The sequence below is a fragment of the Pseudomonas sp. NPDC090755 genome, from assembly GCF_044769005.1.
In the GTDB taxonomy this organism is placed as follows: domain Bacteria; phylum Pseudomonadota; class Gammaproteobacteria; order Pseudomonadales; family Pseudomonadaceae; genus Aquipseudomonas.
The window spans coordinates 39,743-61,354 of record NZ_JBIVXC010000018.1; the positions used below are offsets into that span (position 1 = coordinate 39,743).

Consider the following 21,612-nt stretch of genomic DNA (forward strand, 5'->3'; position numbering starts at 1 on the left):
CAATCCCGGGGTTGGGGGGTCACCCCCCCCGGTAGGAGCGGCCTGCCCCCGCGATTGCAGTGCTAGAGTGCAATCGCGGGGCAAGCCCGCTCCTACACATTAATTCCGGTTGGCTATGCTAGGCACACAACAACACCAAGGATCGGACATGCCTCGCCCCCTCACCCTGCTCTGCCTGGCCCTGCTTGGCGGCGCCGTCTATCTATATGCACTGGCCAGCGGCAATGCGCTGCTGGGCCTTGCCGCCAAACCGATCCCCGTGCTGGCCCTGCTGGCCTGGCTCAATGGCGCCAACCCCGGTCGCTACCGCCGCTGGATCATGATCGGCCTGGGCTTCTCGCTGCTCGGCGATGTGCTCCTGGCGGTTCCGGGCGATCTGTTCGTGTTCGGTCTCGGGGCGTTTCTTTGCGCCCACCTGGCCTACCTGCGCGGCTACCTGGGTGAAAACCGCCAATGGGCCCCTCGGGCGCTGGCAGGTTCGGCCATCGTCGGCGCTGCGCTGCTGGGCTTGCTGATCAGCCAGGGTCTGGGCGAGCTGCTGGTGCCGGTGACCGTCTACGCCCTGGCCATCAGCGCCATGCTCTGGCGCGCCCTGGCCTGCGGCGGCCTTGCCGCCCTGGGCGCCATCGCCTTCGTGTTTTCCGACAGCCTGATCGGCATCGACCGCTTCGTCAGCCCGTTCACGGCCGCCCCCTACCTGATCATCCTCGCCTATTGGCTGGGCCAATGGGCGATCGCCGCCTCGGCCCACCCCGGCCAATCTGCAAAAGCCTTGATCCAGAGCGCAGCGCGAGAGGAAAAAACCGGTTAGAACACTGCACGGGAAAACTTGCAGGTGATGTCAATGTTGCACAACTTTGTAGTTGAGCCTAACAGTAGGACTATTCAGACAAGGTCAAATGATATTAATTATCATTTCGAAATTACAGGTTCGTTACGCGCGACAAGAAACATAATTAACAAAACCCGTGGCAATGCCCATTCCACGGGGCTTTCAGCGAGTTACGAAAGATTTTTGTTCTTAATCCTACGAATAAATTTGCTGCAGAAATTTTACTTGCACCGGGTTTACCCATAAAATCAGCGCGATAGATTCCGCTGCGACATATCGTCACTGCTCTACTTCTTTCCAAGCCGCAGAGACTGTCTCTGTATAAGGATTTTCAGCATGCCCGATTCGACAGGACTCATCGCCCACAACTGGGGCTTTGCCATTTTCCTTTTGGGTGTCGTAGGCCTCTGTGCCTTCATGCTCGGTCTGTCCGCCCTGCTCGGTAGCAAGGCCTGGGGCCGCAGCAAGAACGAACCCTTCGAGTCCGGCATGCTGCCCACCGGCGGCGCCCGCTTGCGCCTGTCGGCCAAATTCTATCTGGTCGCGATGCTGTTCGTGATCTTCGATATCGAAGCCCTCTTTCTCTTTGCATGGTCTGTGTCCGTCCGCGAAAGCGGCTGGACCGGATTCGTCGAAGCACTCGTTTTCATAGCAATTCTGTTGGCAGGTCTTGTCTACCTATGGCGGGTCGGGGCGCTCGATTGGGCACCCGTGGGTCGTCGTATGCGGCAGGCGAAGCTGAAACAATGAGGCTTTGGCAATGCAATACAATCTCACCAGAATCGACCCGGATGCGCCTAACGAGCAGTATCCCATCGGAGAACGGGAAACCGTCTCCGATTCGCTGCTAGAGGACCAGGTCCACAAGAACATCTTCATGGGCAAACTTGAAGATGTGCTCAGTGGCGCGGTCAACTGGGGGCGTAAAAACTCCCTGTGGCCCTACAACTTCGGCCTCTCCTGCTGCTACGTGGAAATGACCACGGCCTTCACGGCGCCCCACGACATCGCCCGCTTCGGCGCCGAAGTCATCCGGGCATCGCCGCGTCAGGCCGACTTCATGGTCATCGCCGGCACCTGCTTCATCAAGATGGCGCCGATCATCCAGCGCCTGTACGAGCAGATGCTCGAGCCCAAATGGGTCATCTCCATGGGTTCGTGCGCCAACTCCGGTGGCATGTACGACATTTACTCGGTCGTTCAGGGGGTCGACAAGTTCCTCCCCGTGGATGTCTACGTGCCTGGCTGCCCGCCTCGCCCTGAAGCCTTCCTGCAAGGCCTGATGCTGTTGCAGGAGTCGATTGGCCAGGAGCGTCGTCCTCTTTCCTGGGTTGTCGGCGATCAAGGCATTTACCGTGCCGAGATGCCGTCGCAGAAAGAGCAACGCCGTGAACAGCGCATCCAGGTCACCAACCTGCGCAGCCCCGACGAAGTCTGATCCAGCTATCTGCTGCCTGCGCATGTGCGACAGGCAGCCTGGCTTCATTCTCTACGTTGACCGAAAGCGACCGAGACCATGACAGCGGACACCGCTATTTATATCCCGCCTTACAAGGCTGACGACCAGGATGTGGTCGTCGAACTGAACAACAAATTCGGCCCCGAGGCGTTCGTTGCCCAGGAAACCCGCACCGGCATGCCGGTGCTTTGGGTTACCCGCGCCAAACTCAAGGAAGTTTTGAGCTTCCTGCGCAATGTCGCCAAGCCGTACAGCATGCTCTTCGACCTGCACGGGGTGGACGAGCGCCTGCGCACTCAACGCCGCGGCCTGCCGGCTGCCGACTTCAGCGTGTTCTACCACCTGCTGTCGGTTGAACGTAACAGCGACGTGATGATCAAGGTGGCCTTGAGCGAAGGCGACCTGAACCTGCCGACCGTGACCGGTATCTGGCCGAACGCCAACTGGTACGAGCGCGAAGTCTGGGACATGTTCGGCATCGACTTTGCCGGCCACCCGCACCTGACCCGTATCATGATGCCGCCGACCTGGGAAGGTCACCCGCTGCGCAAGGACTACCCTGCCCGCGCCACCGAGTTCGATCCGTACAGCCTGACCCTGGCCAAGCAACAGCTCGAGGAAGAAGCCGCGCGCTTCAACCCTGAAGCCTGGGGCATGAAGCGTCATGGCACCAACGAGGACTACATGTTCCTCAACCTGGGCCCGAACCACCCTTCGGCCCACGGTGCCTTCCGTATCGTCCTGCAGCTGGACGGTGAAGAGATCGTCGACTGCGTACCGGACATCGGCTACCACCACCGTGGCGCCGAGAAGATGGCCGAGCGTCAGTCCTGGCACAGCTTCATCCCCTACACCGACCGTATCGACTACCTCGGCGGGGTGATGAACAACCTGCCGTACGTGCTCGCCGTCGAGAAGCTGGCCGGCATCCAGGTGCCGCAGAAGGTCGACGTGATCCGCATCATGCTCGCCGAGTTCTTCCGGATCACCAGCCACCTGCTGTTCCTGGGTACCTACATCCAGGACGTCGGCGCCATGACCCCGGTGTTCTTCACCTTCACCGACCGCCAGCGCGCCTACACCGTGATCGAAGCGATCACCGGTTTCCGCCTGCACCCGGCCTGGTACCGCATCGGCGGCGTCGCCCACGACCTGCCGCGCGGCTGGGACAAACTGGTGAAAGACTTCGTCGAATGGCTGCCCAAGCGCCTCGACGAGTACACCAAGGCTGCCCTGCAGAACAGCATCCTCAAGGGTCGTACCATTGGCGTTGCCCAGTACAACACCAAGCAGGCCTTGGAATGGGGCGTCACCGGTGCCGGCCTGCGTTCCACCGGTCTTGACTTCGACCTGCGCAAGGCCCGTCCATACTCCGGCTACGAGAACTTCGAGTTCGAAGTGCCGCTGGCCCACAACGGCGATGCCTACGATCGCTGCATGGTCCGTGTCGAGGAGATGCGCCAGAGTATCCGCATCATCGACCAGTGCCTGCGCAACATGCCGGAAGGCCCGTACAAGGCGGATCACCCGCTGACCACGCCGCCGCCCAAAGAGCGCACCCTGCAGCACATCGAAACCCTGATCACCCACTTCCTGCAGGTTTCGTGGGGCCCGGTCATGCCGGCCAACGAATCCTTCCAGATGATCGAGGCGACCAAGGGCATCAACAGTTACTACCTGACGAGCGATGGCGGCACCATGAGCTACCGCACCCGGATCCGCACCCCGAGCTACCCGCACCTGCAGCAGATCCCTTCGGTGATCCGCGGCAGCATGGTCGCCGACCTCATTGCGTACCTGGGCAGTATCGACTTCGTTATGGCTGACGTGGACCGCTAAGCATGAACAGCACGCTTATCCAGACTGACCGTTTCGTCCTGAGCGAAACCGAGCGCTCGGCCATCGAGCACGAAATGCATCACTACGAGGACCCGCGCGCGGCGTCCATCGAAGCCCTCAAGATCGTCCAGAAGGAACGCGGCTGGGTGCCGGACGGCGCCATCTATGCCATCGGCGAAGTGCTCGGCATTCCTGCCAGCGATGTCGAAGGCGTGGCTACCTTCTATAGTCAGATCTTCCGTCAGCCGGTTGGCCGGCACATCATCCGCGTCTGCGACAGCATGGTCTGCTACATCGGCGGCCACGAGTCCGTGGTCAGCCAGATCCAGAGCGAGCTGGGCATTGGCCTGGGCCAGACCACCGCCGACGGCCGCTTCACCCTGCTGCCGGTGTGCTGCCTGGGCAACTGCGACAAGGCCCCGGCGCTGATGATCGACGACGACACCTTTGGCGATGTCCAGCCTGCTGGCGTTTCCAAGCTGCTGGAGGGTTACGTATGACCATCACTTCCTTCGGCCCGGCCAACCGCATCGCCCGTTCGGCCGAGACGCACCCGCTGACCTGGCGCCTGCGTGACGACGGCGAACCGGTGTGGATCGACGAGTACCAGGCCAAGGACGGCTATGCCGCCGCCCGCAGGGCCCTGGCACAGATGTCCCAGGACGATATCGTCCAGACCGTGAAAGATTCCGGCCTCAAGGGCCGTGGCGGTGCGGGCTTCCCCACCGGCGTCAAATGGGGCCTGATGCCCAAAGACGAATCCATGAACATCCGCTACCTGCTGTGCAACGCGGACGAAATGGAGCCCAACACCTGGAAGGACCGCATGCTGATGGAGCAACAGCCCCATCTGCTGGTCGAAGGCATGCTGATCAGCGCCCGCGCGCTGAAAGCCTACCGCGGCTACATCTTCCTGCGTGGCGAATACACCACCGCGGCGCGCAACCTCAACCGCGCCATCGAGGAAGCCAAGGCCGCAGGCCTTCTGGGCAAGAACATCCTGGGCAGCGGTTTCGACTTCGAGCTGTTCGTGCACACCGGCGCCGGGCGTTACATCTGCGGTGAAGAAACCGCACTGATCAACTCCCTGGAAGGCCGCCGCGCCAACCCGCGCTCCAAGCCGCCCTTCCCTGCCGCCGTTGGCGTCTGGGGCAAGCCGACCTGCGTGAACAACGTCGAGACCCTGTGCAACGTGCCGGCCATCGTCGGCAACGGCATCGACTGGTACAAGTCGCTGGCCCGCGAAGGCTCCGAAGACCACGGCACCAAGCTGATGGGCTTCTCGGGCAAGGTCAAGAACCCTGGCCTGTGGGAGCTGCCGTTCGGCGTCACCGCCCGCGAGCTGTTCGAAGACTACGCCGGTGGCATGCGCGACGGCTACAAGCTCAAGTGCTGGCAGCCCGGCGGCGCCGGTACCGGTTTCCTGCTGCCCGAGCACCTGGATGCACAGATGTACGCCGGTGGCATCGCCAAGGTCGGCACCCGGATGGGTACCGGCCTTGCCATGGCGGTCGACGACAGCATCAACATGGTCTCGCTGCTGCGCAACATGGAAGAGTTCTTCGCCCGCGAATCCTGCGGCTGGTGCACCCCGTGCCGCGACGGCCTGCCATGGAGCGTGAAGATGCTACGCGCCCTGGAGAAGGGTCAAGGCAAGGCGGAAGACATCGAGACCCTGTTGGGCCTGGTCAACTTCCTCGGCCCTGGCCGCACTTTCTGCGCCCACGCACCGGGCGCCGTGGAGCCGCTGGGCAGTGCCATCAAGTATTTCCGTCCGGAGTTCGAGGCCGGCGTCGCACCTGTAACACCAGGCAGCGAAGCCCTGCGCCCGAACCTGGCGAAGCCGATTGTAGTCGGCGCATAAGAATCAAATGCGGGTGGTCCGTGCCACCCGCTGCCAACGCGGCTCGCCAGGTACTCCCTGCGCGGGCCGCAGGCACACAGATTTCCATTAGCCACGCCCGCAGACGCGGGCCAACGAAGAACTTTGAACCATGGCCACTATCCACGTAGACGGCAAAGCGCTCGAAGTCAATGGTGCAGACAACCTGTTACAGGCGTGTCTGTCGCTCGGCCTCGACATCCCCTATTTCTGCTGGCACCCGGCGCTCGGTAGCGTCGGCGCCTGCCGCCAGTGCGCGGTCAAGCAGTACACCGACGAGAACGACACCCGTGGTCGTATCGTCATGTCCTGCATGACCCCGGCCTCCGATGGCACCTGGATTTCCATCGACGACGACGAGTCCAAGGCATTCCGCGCCAGCGTCGTCGAATGGCTGATGACCAACCACCCGCACGACTGCCCGGTGTGCGAGGAAGGCGGTCACTGCCACCTGCAGGACATGACGGTAATGACCGGCCATAACGAGCGCCGCTACCGTTTCACCAAGCGTACCCACCAGAACCAGGAACTCGGCCCGTTCATCGCCCACGAGATGAACCGCTGCATCGCCTGCTACCGCTGCGTGCGCTACTACAAGGACTACGCCGGCGGCACTGACCTTGGCGTCTACGGTGCCCACGACAACGTCTACTTCGGCCGTGTCGAAGACGGCGTGCTGGAAAGCGAGTTCTCCGGCAACCTCACCGAGGTCTGCCCGACCGGTGTGTTCACCGACAAGACCCACTCCGAGCGCTACAACCGCAAGTGGGACATGCAGTTCGCCCCGAGCATCTGCCATGGCTGCTCCAGCGGTTGCAACATCAGCCCCGGTGAGCGTTACGGCGAACTGCGCCGCATCGAGAACCGCTACAACGGTTCGGTCAACCAGTACTTCCTCTGCGACCGTGGCCGTTTCGGTTATGGCTACGTCAACCGCGAAGACCGCCCACGTCAGCCATTGCTGGCCGACGGCACCAAGCTGAGCCTGGACGCGGCGCTGGACAAGGCCGCCGACATGCTGCGCGGTCGCAACATCGTCGGTATCGGCTCGCCACGCGCCAGCCTGGAAAGCAACTACGGCCTGCGCGAGCTGGTCGGCGCCGAGCACTTCTACTCGGGTATGGAAGCCGGTGAGCTGGAGCGCGTGCGCCTGGCCCTGCAGGTTCTGAACGACAGCCCGCTGCCGGTCCCTACCCTGCGCGAGATGGAAGACCACGACGCCGTGTTCGTCCTCGGTGAAGACCTGACCCAGACCGCCGCCCGCGTCGCCCTGGCCCTGCGCCAGTCGGTCAAGGGCAAGGCCGAAGCCATGGCCGATGCCATGCGCGTTCAGCCATGGCTGGATGCCGCGGTGAAGAACATCGGCCAGCACGCCCTGTACCCGCTGTTCATCGCAAGCCTGGCCGAGACCAAGCTCGACGACGTCGCCGAGGAATGCGTACACGCAGCGCCGGATGACCTGGCCCGTATCGGTTTCGCCGTGGCCCACGCCATCGACCCGAGCGCCCCGGCCGTCGAAGGCCTGGATGCCGAGGCCCTGGAACTGGCCAAGCGCATCGCCGATGCTCTGGTCGCCGCCAACCGTCCGCTGGTGGTCGCCGGTACCTCGCTGGGCTCCAAGGCCCTGATCGAAGCCGCCGCCAACATTGCCAAGGCCTTGAAGCTGCGCGCGAAGAACGGCTCCCTGAGCCTGGTGGTACCTGAGGCCAACAGCCTGGGTCTGGCCATGCTCGGTGGCGAGTCGGTCGATGCGGCCCTGGACGCCGTGATTTCCGGCAAGGCCGACGCCATCGTCGTCCTGGAAAACGACCTGTACAGCCGCGTCCCGGCCGCCAAGGTCGACGCTGCCCTGGCCGCTGCCAAGGTGATCATCGTTGCCGACCACCAGAAGACCGCCACCACCGACCGCGCCCAGCTGGTGCTGCCGGCGGCGAGCTTCGCCGAAGGCGACGGTACCCTGGTCAGCCAGGAAGGCCGCGCCCAGCGCTTCTTCCAGGTGTTCGATCCGACCTACCTGGACAGCAGCATCCTGGTCCACGAAGGCTGGCGCTGGATGCACGCCCTGCGTGCCACCCTGCTCAACAAACCGGTGGACTGGACCCAGCTGGACCACGTCACCAGCGCCTGCGCCTCGGCTGCAGCGCAACTGACCGGCATCGTCAATGCCGCGCCAAGCGCCGCATTCCGCATCAAGGGCATGAAGATGGCCCGTGAGCCGCTGCGCTACTCCGGCCGTACCGCCATGCGCGCCAACATCAGCGTGCACGAGCCGCGTACTCCGCAAGACAAGGACACCCCGTTCGCCTTCTCCATGGAAGGTTACTCGGGCTCGGCCGAACCGCGCTCGCAAGTGCCGTTCGCCTGGTCGCCGGGCTGGAACTCGCCACAGGCCTGGAACAAGTTCCAGGACGAAGTCGGTGGCAGCCTGCGCGCCGGTGACCCGGGTACCCGCCTGATCGAATCCGAGGGCGACAAGCTCAAGTGGTTCACCACCATTCCGGGCGCCTTCGCCCCGGCCCGTGGTACCTGGCAGGCCGTGCCGTTCTACCACCTGTTCGGCAGCGAGGAGAACTCCTCGCGCGCAGCACCGGTGCAAGAGCGCATCCCGCAAGCCTACGTCGGCCTGGCCAAGTCCGAAGCCGACCGCCTGGGTGTCAACGACGGTGCACTGCTGAGCCTGAACGTGGCAGGCGTGACCCTGCGCCTGCCGCTGCGCATCAATGAAGAACTGGGCGCAGGCCTGGTTGCCCTGCCGAAAGGCCTGGCCGGTATCCCGCCAGCCATCTTCGGTGCATCCGTCGAAGGCCTGCAGGAGGCAGCACAATGACCTGGTTCACCCCCGAAGTGATCGATGTGATCATCGCTGTCGTCAAGGCCATCGTGGTCCTGCTGGCGGTGGTGGTCTGCGGCGCGCTGCTCAGCTTCGTCGAGCGGCGCCTGCTGGGCTGGTGGCAGGACCGTTACGGTCCGAACCGCGTCGGCCCGTTCGGCATGTTCCAGATCGCTGCCGACATGCTGAAAATGTTCTTCAAGGAAGACTGGAACCCGCCCTTTGTCGACAAGATGATCTTCACCCTGGCGCCGGTCGTGGCCATGAGTGCCTTGCTGATCGCCTTCGTGATCATCCCGATCACCCCGACCTGGGGCGTGGCGGACCTGAACATCGGCCTGCTGTTCTTCTTCGCCATGGCCGGTCTGTCGGTCTACGCCGTGCTCTTCGCCGGCTGGTCGTCGAACAACAAGTACGCCCTGCTCGGCAGCCTGCGGGCCTCGGCCCAGACCGTGTCGTACGAAGTGTTCATGGGCCTGGCGCTGATGGGTATCGTTGCCCAGGTCGGCTCGTTCAACATGCGTGACATCGTCGACTACCAGGCCCAGAACCTGTGGTTCATCATTCCGCAGTTCTTCGGCTTCTGCACCTTCTTCATCGCTGGCGTGGCCGTGACTCACCGTCACCCCTTCGACCAGCCGGAAGCGGAACAGGAACTGGCCGACGGTTACCACATTGAATACGCCGGCATGAAATGGGGCATGTTCTTCGTGGGTGAGTACATCGGCATCATCCTGGTCTCGGCGCTGCTGGTGACCCTGTTCTTCGGTGGCTGGCACGGTCCGTTCGGCATCCTGCCGCAGATCCCGTTCATCTGGTTCGCCCTGAAAACCGCGTTCTTCATCATGCTGTTCATCCTGCTGCGCGCCTCGATCCCGCGCCCGCGCTATGACCAGGTGATGGACTTCAGCTGGAAGTTCTGCCTGCCGCTGACCCTGATCAATTTGCTGGTGACCGCTGCGCTCGTGCTCTACAACGCGCCAGCTGTTGCGGCCCAGTGAGGATTTGACCCATGTTCAAGTATATTGGCGACATCGTTAAGGGCACCGGCACCCAGCTGCGCAGCCTGGTGATGGTGTTCTCTCACGGGTTTCGCAAACGTGACACCCTGCAGTACCCGGAAGAGCCGGTCTACCTGCCACCACGCTACCGTGGTCGCATCGTCCTGACCCGCGACCCGGATGGCGAAGAGCGCTGCGTAGCGTGCAACCTGTGTGCCGTGGCTTGCCCGGTCGGTTGCATCTCGCTGCAGAAAGCCGAGACAGAAGACGGTCGTTGGTACCCGGAGTTCTTCCGCATCAACTTCTCCCGTTGCATTTTCTGCGGCCTCTGCGAGGAAGCCTGCCCGACCACCGCAATCCAGCTGACACCGGATTTCGAAATGGCCGAGTTCAAACGTCAGGACCTGGTGTACGAGAAAGAAGATCTGCTGATCTCCGGCCCCGGCAAGAACCCTGACTACAACTTCTACCGTGTTGCAGGTATGGCTGTTGCCGGCAAGCCGAAAGGCGCCGCGCAGAACGAAGCCGAGCCGATCAACGTGAAGAGCTTGCTCCCTTAAGGAAGAAAGATGGAATTCGCTTTCTATTTCGCATCCGGTGTCGCTGTGGTGTCCACCCTTCGGGTGATCACCAACACCAACCCCGTGCACGCCCTGCTCTACCTGATCATTTCGCTGATCTCCGTGGCGATGACCTTCTTCGCCCTCGGCGCCCCGTTCGCCGGTGTCCTGGAAGTGATCGCCTACGCTGGCGCCATCATGGTGCTGTTCGTCTTCGTGGTGATGATGCTCAACCTGGGGCCGGCCTCGGTCGCCCAGGAACGTGGCTGGCTCAAGCCGGGCATCTGGCTGGGACCGGTGGTCCTGGCTGCGCTGCTGCTGCTCGAACTGCTGTACGTACTGTTCGGCAGCGAAAGCGGTGGCGGCATCGGCCACACCACGGTCGACGCCAAGGCGGTCGGCATCAGCCTGTATGGTCCTTACCTGCTGGTGGTGGAACTGGCCTCGATGCTGCTGCTCGCCGCAGCGGTGACGGCTTTCCACCTCGGCCGCAACGAGGCGAAGGAGTAATCACATGCCTGCAATTCCTCTCGAGCACGGGCTGGCGGTCGCCGGCATCCTGTTCTGCCTCGGTCTGGTCGGCCTGATGGTGCGCCGCAACATTCTTTTCGTGTTGATGAGCCTGGAAATCATGATGAACGCCTCGGCACTGGCGTTCATCGTCGCCGGCAGCCGCTGGGCGCAGCCGGATGGACAGATCATGTTCATCCTGGTGATCAGCCTGGCAGCCGCCGAGGCCAGTATCGGCCTTGCGATCCTGCTGCAGCTGTATCGCCGCTTCCACACTCTCGACATCGATGCTGCCAGTGAGATGCGCGGATGAACCTTATCTTCCTGACGTTCTTATTCCCCCTGATCGGCTTCCTGCTGCTGTCGTTCTCGCGCGGTCGGTGGTCCGAAAACCTGTCGGCGCTGGTCGGTGTCGGTTCGGTGGGCCTCTCGGCCGCCGTGGCCGCCTATGTGATCTGGCAGTTCAACGTTGCCCCGCCTGAAGGCGGTGCATACAGCCAGCTGCTGTGGCAGTGGATGTCGGTGGACGGCTTTGCACCGAACTTCACCCTGTACGTGGATGGTCTTTCGATCACCATGCTCGGTGTGGTCACCGGTGTCGGTTTCCTGATCCACCTGTTCGCCTCCTGGTACATGCGTGGTGAAGCCGGCTACTCGCGCTTCTTCGCCTACACCAACCTGTTCATCGCCAGCATGCTGTTCCTGGTGCTGGGCGACAACCTGCTGTTCATCTACTTCGGTTGGGAAGGCGTAGGCCTGTGCTCCTACCTGTTGATCGGTTTCTACTACAGCAACCGCAACAACGGTAACGCAGCACTGAAAGCCTTCATCGTCACCCGTATCGGCGACGTGTTCATGGCCATCGGCCTGTTCATCCTGTTCGCCCAGCTCGGCACCCTGAACGTACAGGAGCTGCTGGTCCTGGCGCCGCAGAAGTTCCAGGCCGGTGATTTCTGGATGGTCCTGGCTACCCTGATGCTGCTCGGTGGTGCGGTCGGTAAATCGGCCCAGCTGCCGCTGCAGACCTGGCTTGCGGACGCGATGGCCGGCCCTACCCCGGTTTCGGCACTGATCCACGCCGCAACCATGGTGACCGCCGGTGTCTACCTGATCGCCCGTACCCACGGCCTGTTCACCCTGGCGCCGGACATCCTGCACCTTGTAGGCGTGGTCGGCGGAATCACGCTGGTGCTTGCCGGCTTCGCCGCGCTGGTGCAGACCGACATCAAGCGTATCCTCGCCTACTCGACCATGAGCCAGATCGGCTACATGTTCCTGGCCCTGGGCGTTGGCGCCTGGGACGCGGCGATCTTCCACCTGATGACCCACGCCTTCTTCAAGGCCCTGCTGTTCCTTGCTTCCGGTGCGGTGATCGTTGCCTGCCACCACGAGCAGAACATCTTCAAGATGGGCGGCCTGTGGAAGAAACTGCCGCTGGCCTACGCCAGCTTCGTCGTCGGTGGTGCCGCCCTGGCTGCCCTGCCGATCCTGACCGTCGGCTTCTACTCCAAGGACGAGATCCTCTGGGAAGCCTTCGCCAGCGGCAACACCAACCTGCTGTATGCAGGCCTGGTGGGTGCGTTCATGACCTCGCTGTACACCTTCCGCCTGATCTTCATCACCTTCCACGGCGAAGCCAAGACCGAAGCCCACGCCGGCCACGGTATCTCCCACTGGCTGCCGCTGGGCGTGCTGATCGTACTGTCGACCTTCGTCGGCGCCTGGATCCACCCACCACTGGCCGGCGTGCTGCCGGAAAGTGCCGGCCATGCCGGCGGTGAAGCCAAGCACAGCCTGGAGATCGCCTCGGGCGCCATCGCCATCGCCGGTATCCTGCTGGCCGCGGTGCTGTTCCTGGGCAAGCGTCGCGTCGTCACCGCCATTGCCAACAGCGGCATCGGCCGCGTCCTGTCGGCCTGGTGGTTCGCCGCCTGGGGCTTCGACTGGATCTACGACAAGCTGTTCGTCAAACCTTACCTGCTGATCGCCCACATCCTGCGCAAGGATCCGGTTGACCGCAGCATCGGCCTGATTCCGCGTATGGCCCGTGGCGGACACGCCGCCATGAGCAAAACCGAAACCGGTCAGCTGCGCTGGTATACCGCCTCGATCGCCGTGGGTGCCGTGCTTGTACTCGGCGCCGTGTTGATGGCTGCGGTCTGATATGAACCTTGCGACTTTGCGAAAGGAATTGAGCCCGTCATGATTTTGCCTTGGCTGATCCTGATCCCCTTCATCGGCGGCCTGCTGTGCTGGCTGGGTGAGCGCTTCGGCGCCACCCTGCCGCGCTGGATTGCGCTGCTGACCATGTCCCTGCTCCTTGGTATCGGCCTCTGGCTGTGGGCCAACGGGGACTACACCCTGGCCCCTGCCCCGGGCGCCGCGCCCGAGTGGGCGCTCGAATTCAAAGTGCAATGGATCGAGCGCTTCGGCATCAGCCTGCACCTGGCCCTGGACGGCCTGTCGCTGCTGATGATCCTGCTCACCGGCCTGCTCGGTGTGCTCTCGGTACTGTGCTCCTGGAAAGAGATCCAGCGTCACGTCGGCTTCTTCCACCTCAACCTGATGTGGATCCTGGGCGGCGTGGTCGGTGTGTTCCTGGCCCTGGACCTGTTCCTGTTCTTCTTCTTCTGGGAAATGATGCTGGTGCCGATGTATTTCCTCATCGCGCTCTGGGGTCACAGCTCCTCGGACGGCAAGAAGACCCGGATCTACGCCGCGACCAAGTTCTTCATCTTCACCCAGGCCAGCGGCCTGATCATGCTGGTGGCGATCCTCGGTCTGGTACTGGTCAACTACAGCAATACCGGTGTGATCACCTTCGACTACACCCAGTTGCTCAAGGCCGAACTGCCGGCCGGCACCGAATACGTGCTGATGCTCGGCTTCTTCATCGCCTTCGCGGTCAAGCTGCCGGTCGTACCCTTCCACTCCTGGCTGCCTGATGCCCACGCCCAGGCACCGACCGCAGGTTCCGTGGACCTGGCCGGTATCTTGCTGAAGACTGCGGCCTACGGCCTGCTGCGTTTCGCCCTGCCGCTGTTCCCGAACGCGTCGGCAGAGTTTGCGCCAATCGCCATGACCCTGGGCCTGATCGGTATCTTCTACGGTGCCTTCCTGGCCTTCGCCCAGACCGACATCAAGCGCCTGGTCGCCTTCTCCAGCGTTTCGCACATGGGCTTCGTACTGATCGGTATCTACTCCGGCAGCCAGCAAGCCCTGCAAGGCGCGGTGATCCAGATGCTGGCCCACGGCCTGTCGGCGGCGGCACTCTTTATCCTGGCCGGCCAGCTGTACGAGCGCCTGCACACCCGTGACATGCGTCAGATGGGTGGCCTGTGGCACCGCATCGCCTACCTGCCGGCCATCAGCCTGTTCTTCGCTGCCGCGTCGCTGGGCCTGCCGGGCACCGGTAACTTCGTCGGCGAGTTCCTGATCCTGATCGGCGCTTTCGTCAGCTCGCCATGGGTCACCGTGATCGCCACCAGTGGCCTGGTGTTCGGTTCGGTCTACTCGCTGATCATGATTCACCGTGCCTACTTCGGCCCGGCGAAATCCGAAGAAGTCCTGGCCGGCATGGATACCCGCGAAATGATCATGGTGCTGGGCCTGGCCGGCCTGCTGATCCTGCTGGGCATCTACCCGCAGCCGTTCCTGGACACTTCCGCTGCCACCATGAGCGGTGTGCAGCAGTGGTTCGGCTCCGCTATCACTCAACTCGCTTCGGCCCGGTAAGAGCGCTATGGACCTGACGATTCAACACTTTATCGCGCTTGCGCCACTGCTGATCACCACCATCACCGTTGTCGTGGTGATGCTGGCGATCGCCTGGCGCCGCAACCACTCGCAAACCTTCCTGCTGTCGACCGTGGGCCTGAACCTGGCCCTGCTGTCGATCCTGCCGGTACTCAAGATCGTTCCACTGGCGGTCACCCCGCTGCTGACCATCGACAAGTTCGCCTGCCTGTACATGGCACTGATCCTGGTCGCCACCCTGGCCTGCGTCACTCTCGCCCACGCCTACCTGGGTGATGGCGGCAAAGGCTACCCGGGCAACCGCGAAGAGCTGTACCTGCTGATCCTCATGGCTGCCCTGGGTGGCCTGGTGCTGGTCAGCGCGCAACACCTGGCGGGCCTGTTCATCGGCCTGGAACTGCTCTCGGTGCCGGTCTACGGCCTGGTGGCCTACGCCTTCTTCAACAAGCGTTCGCTGGAAGCCGGCATCAAATACATGGTGCTGTCGGCCGCCGGTTCCGCCTTCCTGCTGTTCGGTATGGCCCTGCTGTACGCCGACGCCGGCAGCCTGAGCTTCGACGGTATCGGCAAGGCCCTGGCCGCCACCAGCATGCCAAGCCTGCTGGCCCAACTGGGCCTGGGCATGATGCTGGTCGGCCTGGCCTTCAAACTGTCGCTGGTGCCGTTCCACCTGTGGACCCCGGACGTGTACGAAGGTGCTCCGGCACCGGTCGCCGCCTTCCTGGCCACCGCCAGCAAGGTCGCGGTGTTCGCCGTCGTCGTGCGTCTGTTCATGCTCTCCCCTGCTGCCAGCAGCGGCGTGCTGACCACCGTACTGTCGGTGATCGCGGTCGCCTCGATCCTGATCGGCAACCTGCTGGCCCTGACCCAGAGCAACCTCAAGCGTCTGCTCGGTTACTCGTCGATCGCCCACTTCGGTTACCTGCTGATCGCCCTGGTGGCGAGCAAGGGCCTGGCCGTGGAAGCCATCGGTGTGTACCTGGTCACCTACGTGATCACCAGCCTCGGCGCCTTCGGTGTGATCACCCTGATGTCCTCGCCTTACAGCGGCCGTGACGCCGATGCCCTGTACGAGTACCGCGGCCTGTTCTGGCGCCGTCCGTACCTGACCGCGGTGCTGACCGTGATGATGCTGTCGCTGGCCGGTATCCCGCTGACCGCGGGCTTCATCGGCAAGTTCTACATCATCGCCACCGGCGTCGAGTCGCAGCTGTGGTGGCTGGTTGGCGCCCTGGTGATCGGTAGCGCCATCGGCGTGTTCTACTACCTGCGCGTCATGGTTACCCTGTTCCTGATCGAGCCGAACCTGCGTCGTCACGATGCTCCGCTGAACTGGGAACAGCGCACCGGTGGCGTGATGCTGCTGGCGATCGCCATCCTGGCCTTCGTCCTGGGTGTGTACCCGCAGCCGTTGCTGGACATGGTCCAGCATGCAGGCCTGCAACTGATCGGTTGATCGATCACGCAATGACAGACACCCCGCCTCGGCGGGGTGTTTTGTTTTCAGGCCTCTTGTTTGGACAATCCCTGCCCCTGGCCGTTTTCGTCTTTGCACTGAGCGCTATCGCCGCGACGGGACGGACAGCGTTTCTCAATGGCAGGCGCCATTGCCGCCTGACGCAACTCGCCTCCAGCGCGAGGTAAATGAACCGCAGGATCGGGCATGCCGCTGGGAGACAGCTCATGGGTCATCTCGAACTCGGCGCGTACCGACCAACCGCAGGCCTCGGTGGTGCACTGTAGATAAGCCACCCTCAGGAAAATGTGTCGCCCCTCGCTGGTACGGATGCGCATGCGGCTTTTGCAATGGGGGCAGACCAATTTGTAGGTACTCACGTGCGCCTCCTGCATAAGCTGTTTAGCCATTGAAAATGCCCCACAATTGAATTGCACGCCCCCCTACACGCCCAGTAAAAATTCATACACTTCTCGAACTGATGTAAGCTCAAACCAGAATGAAGTGAGGGCCGTTGCCTTTTTTTCTCGGTATTTCCCATCGATAGATATTCCCCTAATGAGTAGCCGTTGATGTTACAGATCGAAATTACTCATTTTGAGTAATTATTTGCTAGCAATTATACCGACACCTCAAGAGATTACTCGATATGAGTACAAATGGATTTGCTGCCGTACTGCACCGCATGAAGCAGGTCACTGCCACCCGAACTGACACCGAGCTGTCCTGTGTCCTGGATGTGAGTCCGCAGACCCTGAGCAGCTGGAAGAGTCGAGACAGCATTCCCTACTCAGTCTGCATAGACCTGGCTGCGCGCCACGGGGTATCGCTGGACTGGCTGTTGCTCGGGCAAGAGCCGCAACCCGCCGCTCCTGCAGCCCACACCGCCAGCGCCGAGCCGATTGCGCAGTGGGAAGTACAGTTGCTCACCCAGATGCGGACCTTGAGCCGGCAAGACCAGCAGGCGATCGCCCAGGCAGTGGATGAAAAACGACGGCTACGCCAGCTGGAGCGCCAGGTCGAGGAACTGTCCAGGCACCTGCACCCCAGGTCCTGAAAAGCGCCGGCTCAGGAGCCGTTGCGAAGTCGCTGGAGGATTTCGCGCAGGTCCGTTGAATCGAGCCAGATCATCACCTTGATGCTGATCGGAATCACTACCACGGCACCAATGAACGCCGCGACTCCAGATGAAAGAAAGGGTGCCATGAGAAGCACCAGCGGAGTGAACAGGTAACCCACCCCCGCTGACAGGAACAAAGAGCCCAGGCGCTGCCAGGCTTTCAGGAATCCTCGAGTACTGGCCACCAGCCAGGCGCCAAGCAGCGCCCCGAACACGGTATCGCCATCCACCACCGGCATGGACGAGGCCAGGCCCAGGCCCACGAACAGGCTGGAGAGGCTGGCACTGGTTGGCTCACTCATGCCCTTGCCCCCCACCTGCATCCGGCTGGCGGTCGACGACCGTCAGATCCCGTGCCAGCGCCCACTGGGTATGTACCTGCACTGCGCGCAGGTAGCGGTGGCCCAGGCGCTCATGGGACGGCAGCTCACCGAGTTGCTGGTAGCCCCGGGCCCGCAGCACCCTGCGCCAGATCGCGAATTCGTCCGCTGCTTTATGAGCGGCAAACCGTGCGGCGACCTCCAGTCGCGCTTCGCTGATCTGCGTCGACAGCTGCAACTGTGCGCGCAGCCCGTCGAGGTCGACAGGAGGCCAGAAGGGGTCCTGCCACGCCAGCCTGCGGCAGCGTACCCCAGGCCCCGTTGTATCGTTTTCGCTGTGCATGAAGCATTCCTTCCCGTTCATCGTTGCAGGCGCCGCATCACTGATGCTGCAGCATTCCATAGCGCAGTGCCTTGATCACGGCGGCCACCCGTGAATCCACGTCAAACTTCCGGAGAATGTTGCCGACATGATAATTAACAGTCGATTCCTTGCATTGGAGTATCTGGCCAATTTCCCAGGAGCTCTTGGCATAGGCGCACCAGAGCAGCACCTGCTGCTCCCGCGGCGTCAGGCGGATCGGGTTGGACAAGTCATCGACAGGGCTACCGGTCGAAGGATGTAAAAGGTTACAGGCGGTCATGGTGGTACTCCGCAAATTCGTGGCCGGAACATTTCCGGATCAGGATGTGCCGTCAATTTACGAACAGCAGCGATATGGGAGCCAGTCGCTCAACCTGTAAGGAACAAGGCTACAAATTCGTCTTACCAACACACGCACAAATTTGGGCAGTACCTTGCGTGCTCCGGGCTGCATTTCCTGCGTCTGACCCTCATTGCCTGCCGCCCTCTGTCGTTGGAGTCGTACGATGCGTCCCGCTTTACCCTTTCCGTCTTCCCTTGGCCTGCTGGGCGTGTTCGTCGCAGCGAGCCAGGCCCAGGCGGCTGCCCCCCTGGAGCTGGGACAGATCCTGATCGAAGACCAGCAGCACAGTGAACTGGAGGCGGCCGGGGAGCGCCTGTACCAGGTACCTGGCGCCAGCAACCTGATCGATATGCAACGGGTAGAGCAAGGCCGGGTAGCCAGCAACCAGGATGTACTTGCCTATCAGCCCGGCGTATTCGCCCAGTCGGCCGGCAACGATGGCATCAAATTGTCGATCCGCGGCTCAGGCATCAACCGCGCACCGGGCAGCCACGGCTCGGGCGTGTACACGATGTTCGACGGCCTGCCGCTGACCGGCCCCGGCGGCACCCCCTATGAGCTGTTCGAACCGCTGTGGCTGAGCCGCGCCGAAGTGTTGCGCGGCGCCAACGGTTTCGACCGTGGTGCCCTGGCCCTGGGTGGCGCCATCGACTACATCACGCATACCGGCCGTGACGCCGCCCCCTTGCAGGTGCGCTATGAGCTGGGCAGCCACGGTTACGCCAAGCGCCAGGTCAGCTCGGGCCAGGCGCTGGGCGACCTGGATTACTACGTGGCGTTGACCGACTCGGAGTACGACGGTTACCAGGACCACAGCAGTGGCAGCAGCAAGGGGATCGCTGCCAATGTCGGCTATCGCTTCAACCCCAACCTGGAAACCCGCTTCTACCTGCGCTACCGGGAAACCGAGAACGACCTGGCCGGACGCCTGACCAAAGCGCAGATCGAGCATGACCCGCGCGCGGCCAATCCCCTGTACCTGAGCCGCGATGCCAGTCGCCCGCAACCGGGCAGTACCTGGCTGGGCAACAAGACGACTTTCTACCTGGACGACGACGCTCGCCTGGAGGCCGGCCTGGTCTACCACGACTACCCGATGGACCTGCGCGAAGGTGCCAATCGACTGAAGGTTGCCTACACCGATGTCAGTGGCACCCTGAATTACATGCGGCGTGACACGCTGCTCGGTCACGAAAGCAAGACCACGGTCGGCTGGCGTACCACCAAGCACCTGCCCAACAGCGGTGCCTCCGAGTTCGTCCGGGTATCGGAAGCCAGCAACGGCAACCTGCCCGTCGGCACCCGCACCCGCGACTTCAGTTACCAAGGCTCCGACAGTGTCGTGCATTGGGCTAATGAGCTGGAGTTGATCCCCGACCTGTGGCTGACCACGGGCCTTGCGATGATCTACACCCGCCGCGAAAGTGCGGTGACCTACCCCGACAATGGCGGCAAGGTCAGCCAGCACGACTGGGACTACGCGCCGCGCCTGGGGCTTCGCTATGACCTGAGCCCCAACCTGCAACTGTATGGAAACCTCAGCCGCTCGGTGGAGCCGCCCCACCCATGGGCCTTGATCTGGAGCTCGCCGCGGGTCAACGGCCAGCAGATCCAGCCGATCGAAATGCAGAATCAGACCGCCACCACCCTTGAGCTCGGCGCCCGGGGTGAGTCGATGATCGGACGTTGGGACCTGGCCTGGTACTACTCGCAAGTGCGCCATGAACTACTGGCCGTCGAGATCGTGCCCGGCCTTCCCGCAGCCGAATTCAACGCCAGCGCCACCGTCCACCAGGGTGTCGAAGCCGGACTCGACTCCCTGCTCTGGGAGCGCTCGGCCGTCGGCAAGCTGTCGTTGCGCCAGGCCTACACCTTCAGCGACTTCCACTATCGCGATGACGAGGTGTTCGGTGACAACCGCCTGCCTGGCATCCCCATGCACTACTACCAGGCCGAACTGCGCTTCGACCTGCCCAGCGGCCTGTACGCCGGGCTCAATACCCAGATGGCGTCCAAAGTCCAGGTCGACTACGCCAACAGCTACTCGGCCGATGCCTATGCACTGCTCGGCGCCACGCTGGGCTACAACTCGCCGAAACAGGACTGGCAAGCCTGGCTCGACTTGCGCAACCTGACCAACAAGCGCTACGCCGCCACTGTCACCCCGGGCTACAACGACAAGGGCCAGGATATTGCCCGTTCGACCCCGGGCGAAGGCTTTGCTGTCTACGCCGGGGTCTCCTACAGCTTCCGCTAGCTGGGCAGTTGCACCTGCGGTTTGGTCGAGACGAAGATCGCCCAGCTGGACATGAACAGCGCGGCGATCAACGGACCGATCACAAAGCCATTGAGGCCGAACACCGCCAGGCCGCCCAGGGTGGAAAGCAGGATCAGGTAGTCGGGCATTTTCGTGTCCTTGCCCACCAGGATCGGTCGCAACAGGTTGTCCACCAGACCGATGACGAACAGCCCGAACGCGATCAGCACCACGCCTTTCCAGAGGGCGCCGGTGGCCAGGAAGTAAATGGCCACCGGCACCCAGACAATCCCCGCCCCCACCGCCGGCAGCAATGAGAGAAAGGCCATCAGTACGGCCCAGACCAGTGGGCTCGGAATGCCTAACATGCCAAAGATAATCCCGCCCAGTGCCCCCTGGGTTAGCGCCACCACCAGATTGCCCTTGACCGTGGCGCGCACCACGCGGTTGAACTTCAGTTGCAGGCGACGCTTCTGCTGCTCGGCCAGAGGCAGCGAAGCGCGGACCTTGCGGGCAAGCTCGGCACCGTCACGCAGAAAGAAGAACAGCAGGTACAGCATCACCCCGAAGCTCACCAGCAGGTCGAACGTGCCCTGGCCAAAGCTGACGGCCTGGCTGGCGAAGAACTGGCTGCCCTGCATCGCACTTTTGGCGATCTTGTCGCGCAGGCCCTCCAGGTTGGCCATGCCCATGCGTTCCAGGCCATTCTGGACAAAGGCCGGGAGCATGTCCTTGAAGCGCTCGATGTAACCGGCAATATCCAGCTGGCCGCTCTCGATGCTTTTGTACAGGGCCGCGCCTTCCTGCACCAGCAAGGTACTGATGACGATCACCGGCAAGATGGCGATCAGCACGCACACCAGCAGGGTCGCCCCGGCCGCCAGGTTGCGTCGCCAGCCCAGGCGCAGCAACAGCCGTCGCTGCAGGGGGGCGAAGAGGATGCCAAGGATCACCGCCCAGAACACCGCCCCGTAGAACGGCAGCAGTATCCAGATGAACGCGAGGGTCACCAGGGTCAAGAACAGAAGCAGGGCCTTGTGCTGCTGGACGGTTTCGCTCATGGGCGGCTCCTTGGCTGCTCTG

21 protein-coding genes are annotated in these 21,612 nt (G+C 62.7%); 16 read left to right on the top strand and 5 right to left on the bottom strand.

The window, feature by feature from the left end; translation table 11 throughout:
* Positions 1 to 148: 148 nt before the first annotated feature.
* The 14 genes from ACIQUS_RS21990 to nuoN all read left to right on the top strand — a co-directional run bounded on the left by ACIQUS_RS21990 (position 149) and on the right by nuoN (position 16,125).
* Positions 149 to 811 (top strand): lysoplasmalogenase, encoded by a 663-nt coding sequence (locus ACIQUS_RS21990; protein ID WP_403051404.1) that lies wholly within the window; start codon positions 149 to 151, stop codon positions 809 to 811.
* A gap of 357 nt (positions 812 to 1,168) precedes the next feature.
* Positions 1,169 to 1,582 (top strand): NADH-quinone oxidoreductase subunit A, encoded by a 414-nt coding sequence (locus ACIQUS_RS21995; RefSeq protein WP_285860819.1) that lies wholly within the window; start codon positions 1,169 to 1,171, stop codon positions 1,580 to 1,582.
* A 10-nt stretch (positions 1,583 to 1,592) separates the two neighbouring features.
* A complete protein-coding gene (locus ACIQUS_RS22000) occupies positions 1,593 to 2,270 on the top strand; it encodes an NADH-quinone oxidoreductase subunit B (protein WP_010220398.1) in 678 nt (225 codons plus the stop codon).
* Between the two features lie 78 nt (positions 2,271 to 2,348).
* The gene (gene nuoC / locus ACIQUS_RS22005; protein ID WP_403051409.1) at positions 2,349 to 4,130 is read left to right on the top strand and encodes an NADH-quinone oxidoreductase subunit C/D; all 1,782 of its coding nucleotides are present in this window, start codon (positions 2,349 to 2,351) and stop codon (positions 4,128 to 4,130) included.
* A 2-nt stretch (positions 4,131 to 4,132) separates the two neighbouring features.
* On the top strand, positions 4,133 to 4,630 hold the full coding sequence (nuoE, locus tag ACIQUS_RS22010; RefSeq protein WP_285860826.1) for an NADH-quinone oxidoreductase subunit NuoE: 498 nt from the start codon (positions 4,133 to 4,135) through the stop codon (positions 4,628 to 4,630).
* The gene (gene nuoF, locus ACIQUS_RS22015) at positions 4,627 to 5,994 is read left to right on the top strand and encodes an NADH-quinone oxidoreductase subunit NuoF (RefSeq protein ID WP_403051412.1); all 1,368 of its coding nucleotides are present in this window, start codon (positions 4,627 to 4,629) and stop codon (positions 5,992 to 5,994) included. Before nuoE ends, nuoF begins: the two co-directional genes overlap by 4 nt.
* Before the next feature lie 130 nt (positions 5,995 to 6,124).
* Positions 6,125 to 8,839, top strand: coding sequence for an NADH-quinone oxidoreductase subunit NuoG (gene nuoG / locus ACIQUS_RS22020; protein ID WP_403051415.1), 2,715 nt, complete (start codon positions 6,125 to 6,127; stop codon positions 8,837 to 8,839).
* Positions 8,836 to 9,843, top strand: a complete 1,008-nt coding sequence (nuoH, locus tag ACIQUS_RS22025) for an NADH-quinone oxidoreductase subunit NuoH (RefSeq protein WP_285860830.1) — start codon at positions 8,836 to 8,838, stop codon at positions 9,841 to 9,843. The genes nuoG and nuoH overlap by 4 nt, the downstream gene beginning before the upstream one ends.
* 11 nt (positions 9,844 to 9,854) lie before the next feature.
* Positions 9,855 to 10,403, top strand: coding sequence for an NADH-quinone oxidoreductase subunit NuoI (nuoI, locus tag ACIQUS_RS22030; protein ID WP_009400993.1), 549 nt, complete (start codon positions 9,855 to 9,857; stop codon positions 10,401 to 10,403).
* A 9-nt stretch (positions 10,404 to 10,412) separates the two neighbouring features.
* Entirely contained in the window at positions 10,413 to 10,913 is a 501-nt protein-coding gene (nuoJ, locus tag ACIQUS_RS22035; RefSeq protein ID WP_285860831.1) for an NADH-quinone oxidoreductase subunit J, read from the top strand.
* A 4-nt stretch (positions 10,914 to 10,917) separates the two neighbouring features.
* The gene (gene nuoK, locus ACIQUS_RS22040; protein WP_028944232.1) at positions 10,918 to 11,226 is read left to right on the top strand and encodes an NADH-quinone oxidoreductase subunit NuoK; all 309 of its coding nucleotides are present in this window, start codon (positions 10,918 to 10,920) and stop codon (positions 11,224 to 11,226) included.
* A complete protein-coding gene (gene nuoL / locus ACIQUS_RS22045) occupies positions 11,223 to 13,076 on the top strand; it encodes an NADH-quinone oxidoreductase subunit L (protein WP_403051420.1) in 1,854 nt (617 codons plus the stop codon). Before nuoK ends, nuoL begins: the two co-directional genes overlap by 4 nt.
* A gap of 39 nt (positions 13,077 to 13,115) precedes the next feature.
* Positions 13,116 to 14,648, top strand: coding sequence for an NADH-quinone oxidoreductase subunit M (gene nuoM, locus ACIQUS_RS22050; RefSeq protein ID WP_403051423.1), 1,533 nt, complete (start codon positions 13,116 to 13,118; stop codon positions 14,646 to 14,648).
* Positions 14,649 to 14,655: 7 nt separating this feature from the next.
* A complete protein-coding gene (gene nuoN / locus ACIQUS_RS22055) occupies positions 14,656 to 16,125 on the top strand; it encodes an NADH-quinone oxidoreductase subunit NuoN (protein ID WP_285860836.1) in 1,470 nt (489 codons plus the stop codon).
* Positions 16,126 to 16,172: 47 nt separating this feature from the next.
* On the opposite strand, the gene ACIQUS_RS22060 is transcribed toward nuoN, so the two are convergent.
* Positions 16,173 to 16,505: an ogr/Delta-like zinc finger family protein gene (locus ACIQUS_RS22060; protein WP_403051427.1), complete on the bottom strand. Its 333-nt coding sequence runs from the start codon at positions 16,503 to 16,505 to the stop codon at positions 16,173 to 16,175.
* 269 nt (positions 16,506 to 16,774) lie between these two features.
* Here ACIQUS_RS22060 and ACIQUS_RS22065 point away from each other — a divergent pair, with 269 nt between their 5' ends.
* Entirely contained in the window at positions 16,775 to 17,182 is a 408-nt protein-coding gene (locus ACIQUS_RS22065; protein WP_403051430.1) for a helix-turn-helix domain-containing protein, read from the top strand.
* An 11-nt stretch (positions 17,183 to 17,193) separates the two neighbouring features.
* On the opposite strand, the gene ACIQUS_RS22070 is transcribed toward ACIQUS_RS22065, so the two are convergent.
* Genes ACIQUS_RS22070 through ACIQUS_RS22080 form a run of 3 tightly spaced genes read right to left on the bottom strand, consistent with a single transcriptional unit; the run spans position 17,194 to position 18,209 of the window.
* Positions 17,194 to 17,547, bottom strand: coding sequence for a putative holin (locus ACIQUS_RS22070; RefSeq protein WP_403051433.1), 354 nt, complete (start codon positions 17,545 to 17,547; stop codon positions 17,194 to 17,196).
* On the bottom strand, positions 17,540 to 17,908 hold the full coding sequence (locus ACIQUS_RS22075) for a head completion/stabilization protein (RefSeq protein WP_403051436.1): 369 nt from the start codon (positions 17,906 to 17,908) through the stop codon (positions 17,540 to 17,542). The genes ACIQUS_RS22070 and ACIQUS_RS22075 overlap by 8 nt, the downstream gene beginning before the upstream one ends.
* Before the next feature lie 37 nt (positions 17,909 to 17,945).
* Positions 17,946 to 18,209, bottom strand: coding sequence for a LuxR C-terminal-related transcriptional regulator (locus tag ACIQUS_RS22080; protein ID WP_403051439.1), 264 nt, complete (start codon positions 18,207 to 18,209; stop codon positions 17,946 to 17,948).
* 226 nt (positions 18,210 to 18,435) lie between these two features.
* Here ACIQUS_RS22080 and ACIQUS_RS22085 point away from each other — a divergent pair, with 226 nt between their 5' ends.
* On the top strand, positions 18,436 to 20,529 hold the full coding sequence (locus ACIQUS_RS22085) for a TonB-dependent receptor family protein (protein ID WP_403051442.1): 2,094 nt from the start codon (positions 18,436 to 18,438) through the stop codon (positions 20,527 to 20,529).
* Here the strand turns inward: ACIQUS_RS22085 and ACIQUS_RS22090 are convergent.
* Positions 20,526 to 21,590, bottom strand: coding sequence for an AI-2E family transporter (locus ACIQUS_RS22090; RefSeq protein WP_403051445.1), 1,065 nt, complete (start codon positions 21,588 to 21,590; stop codon positions 20,526 to 20,528). The two genes, ACIQUS_RS22085 and ACIQUS_RS22090, sit on opposite strands and share 4 nt — an antisense overlap.
* Positions 21,591 to 21,612: the final 22 nt, after the last annotated feature.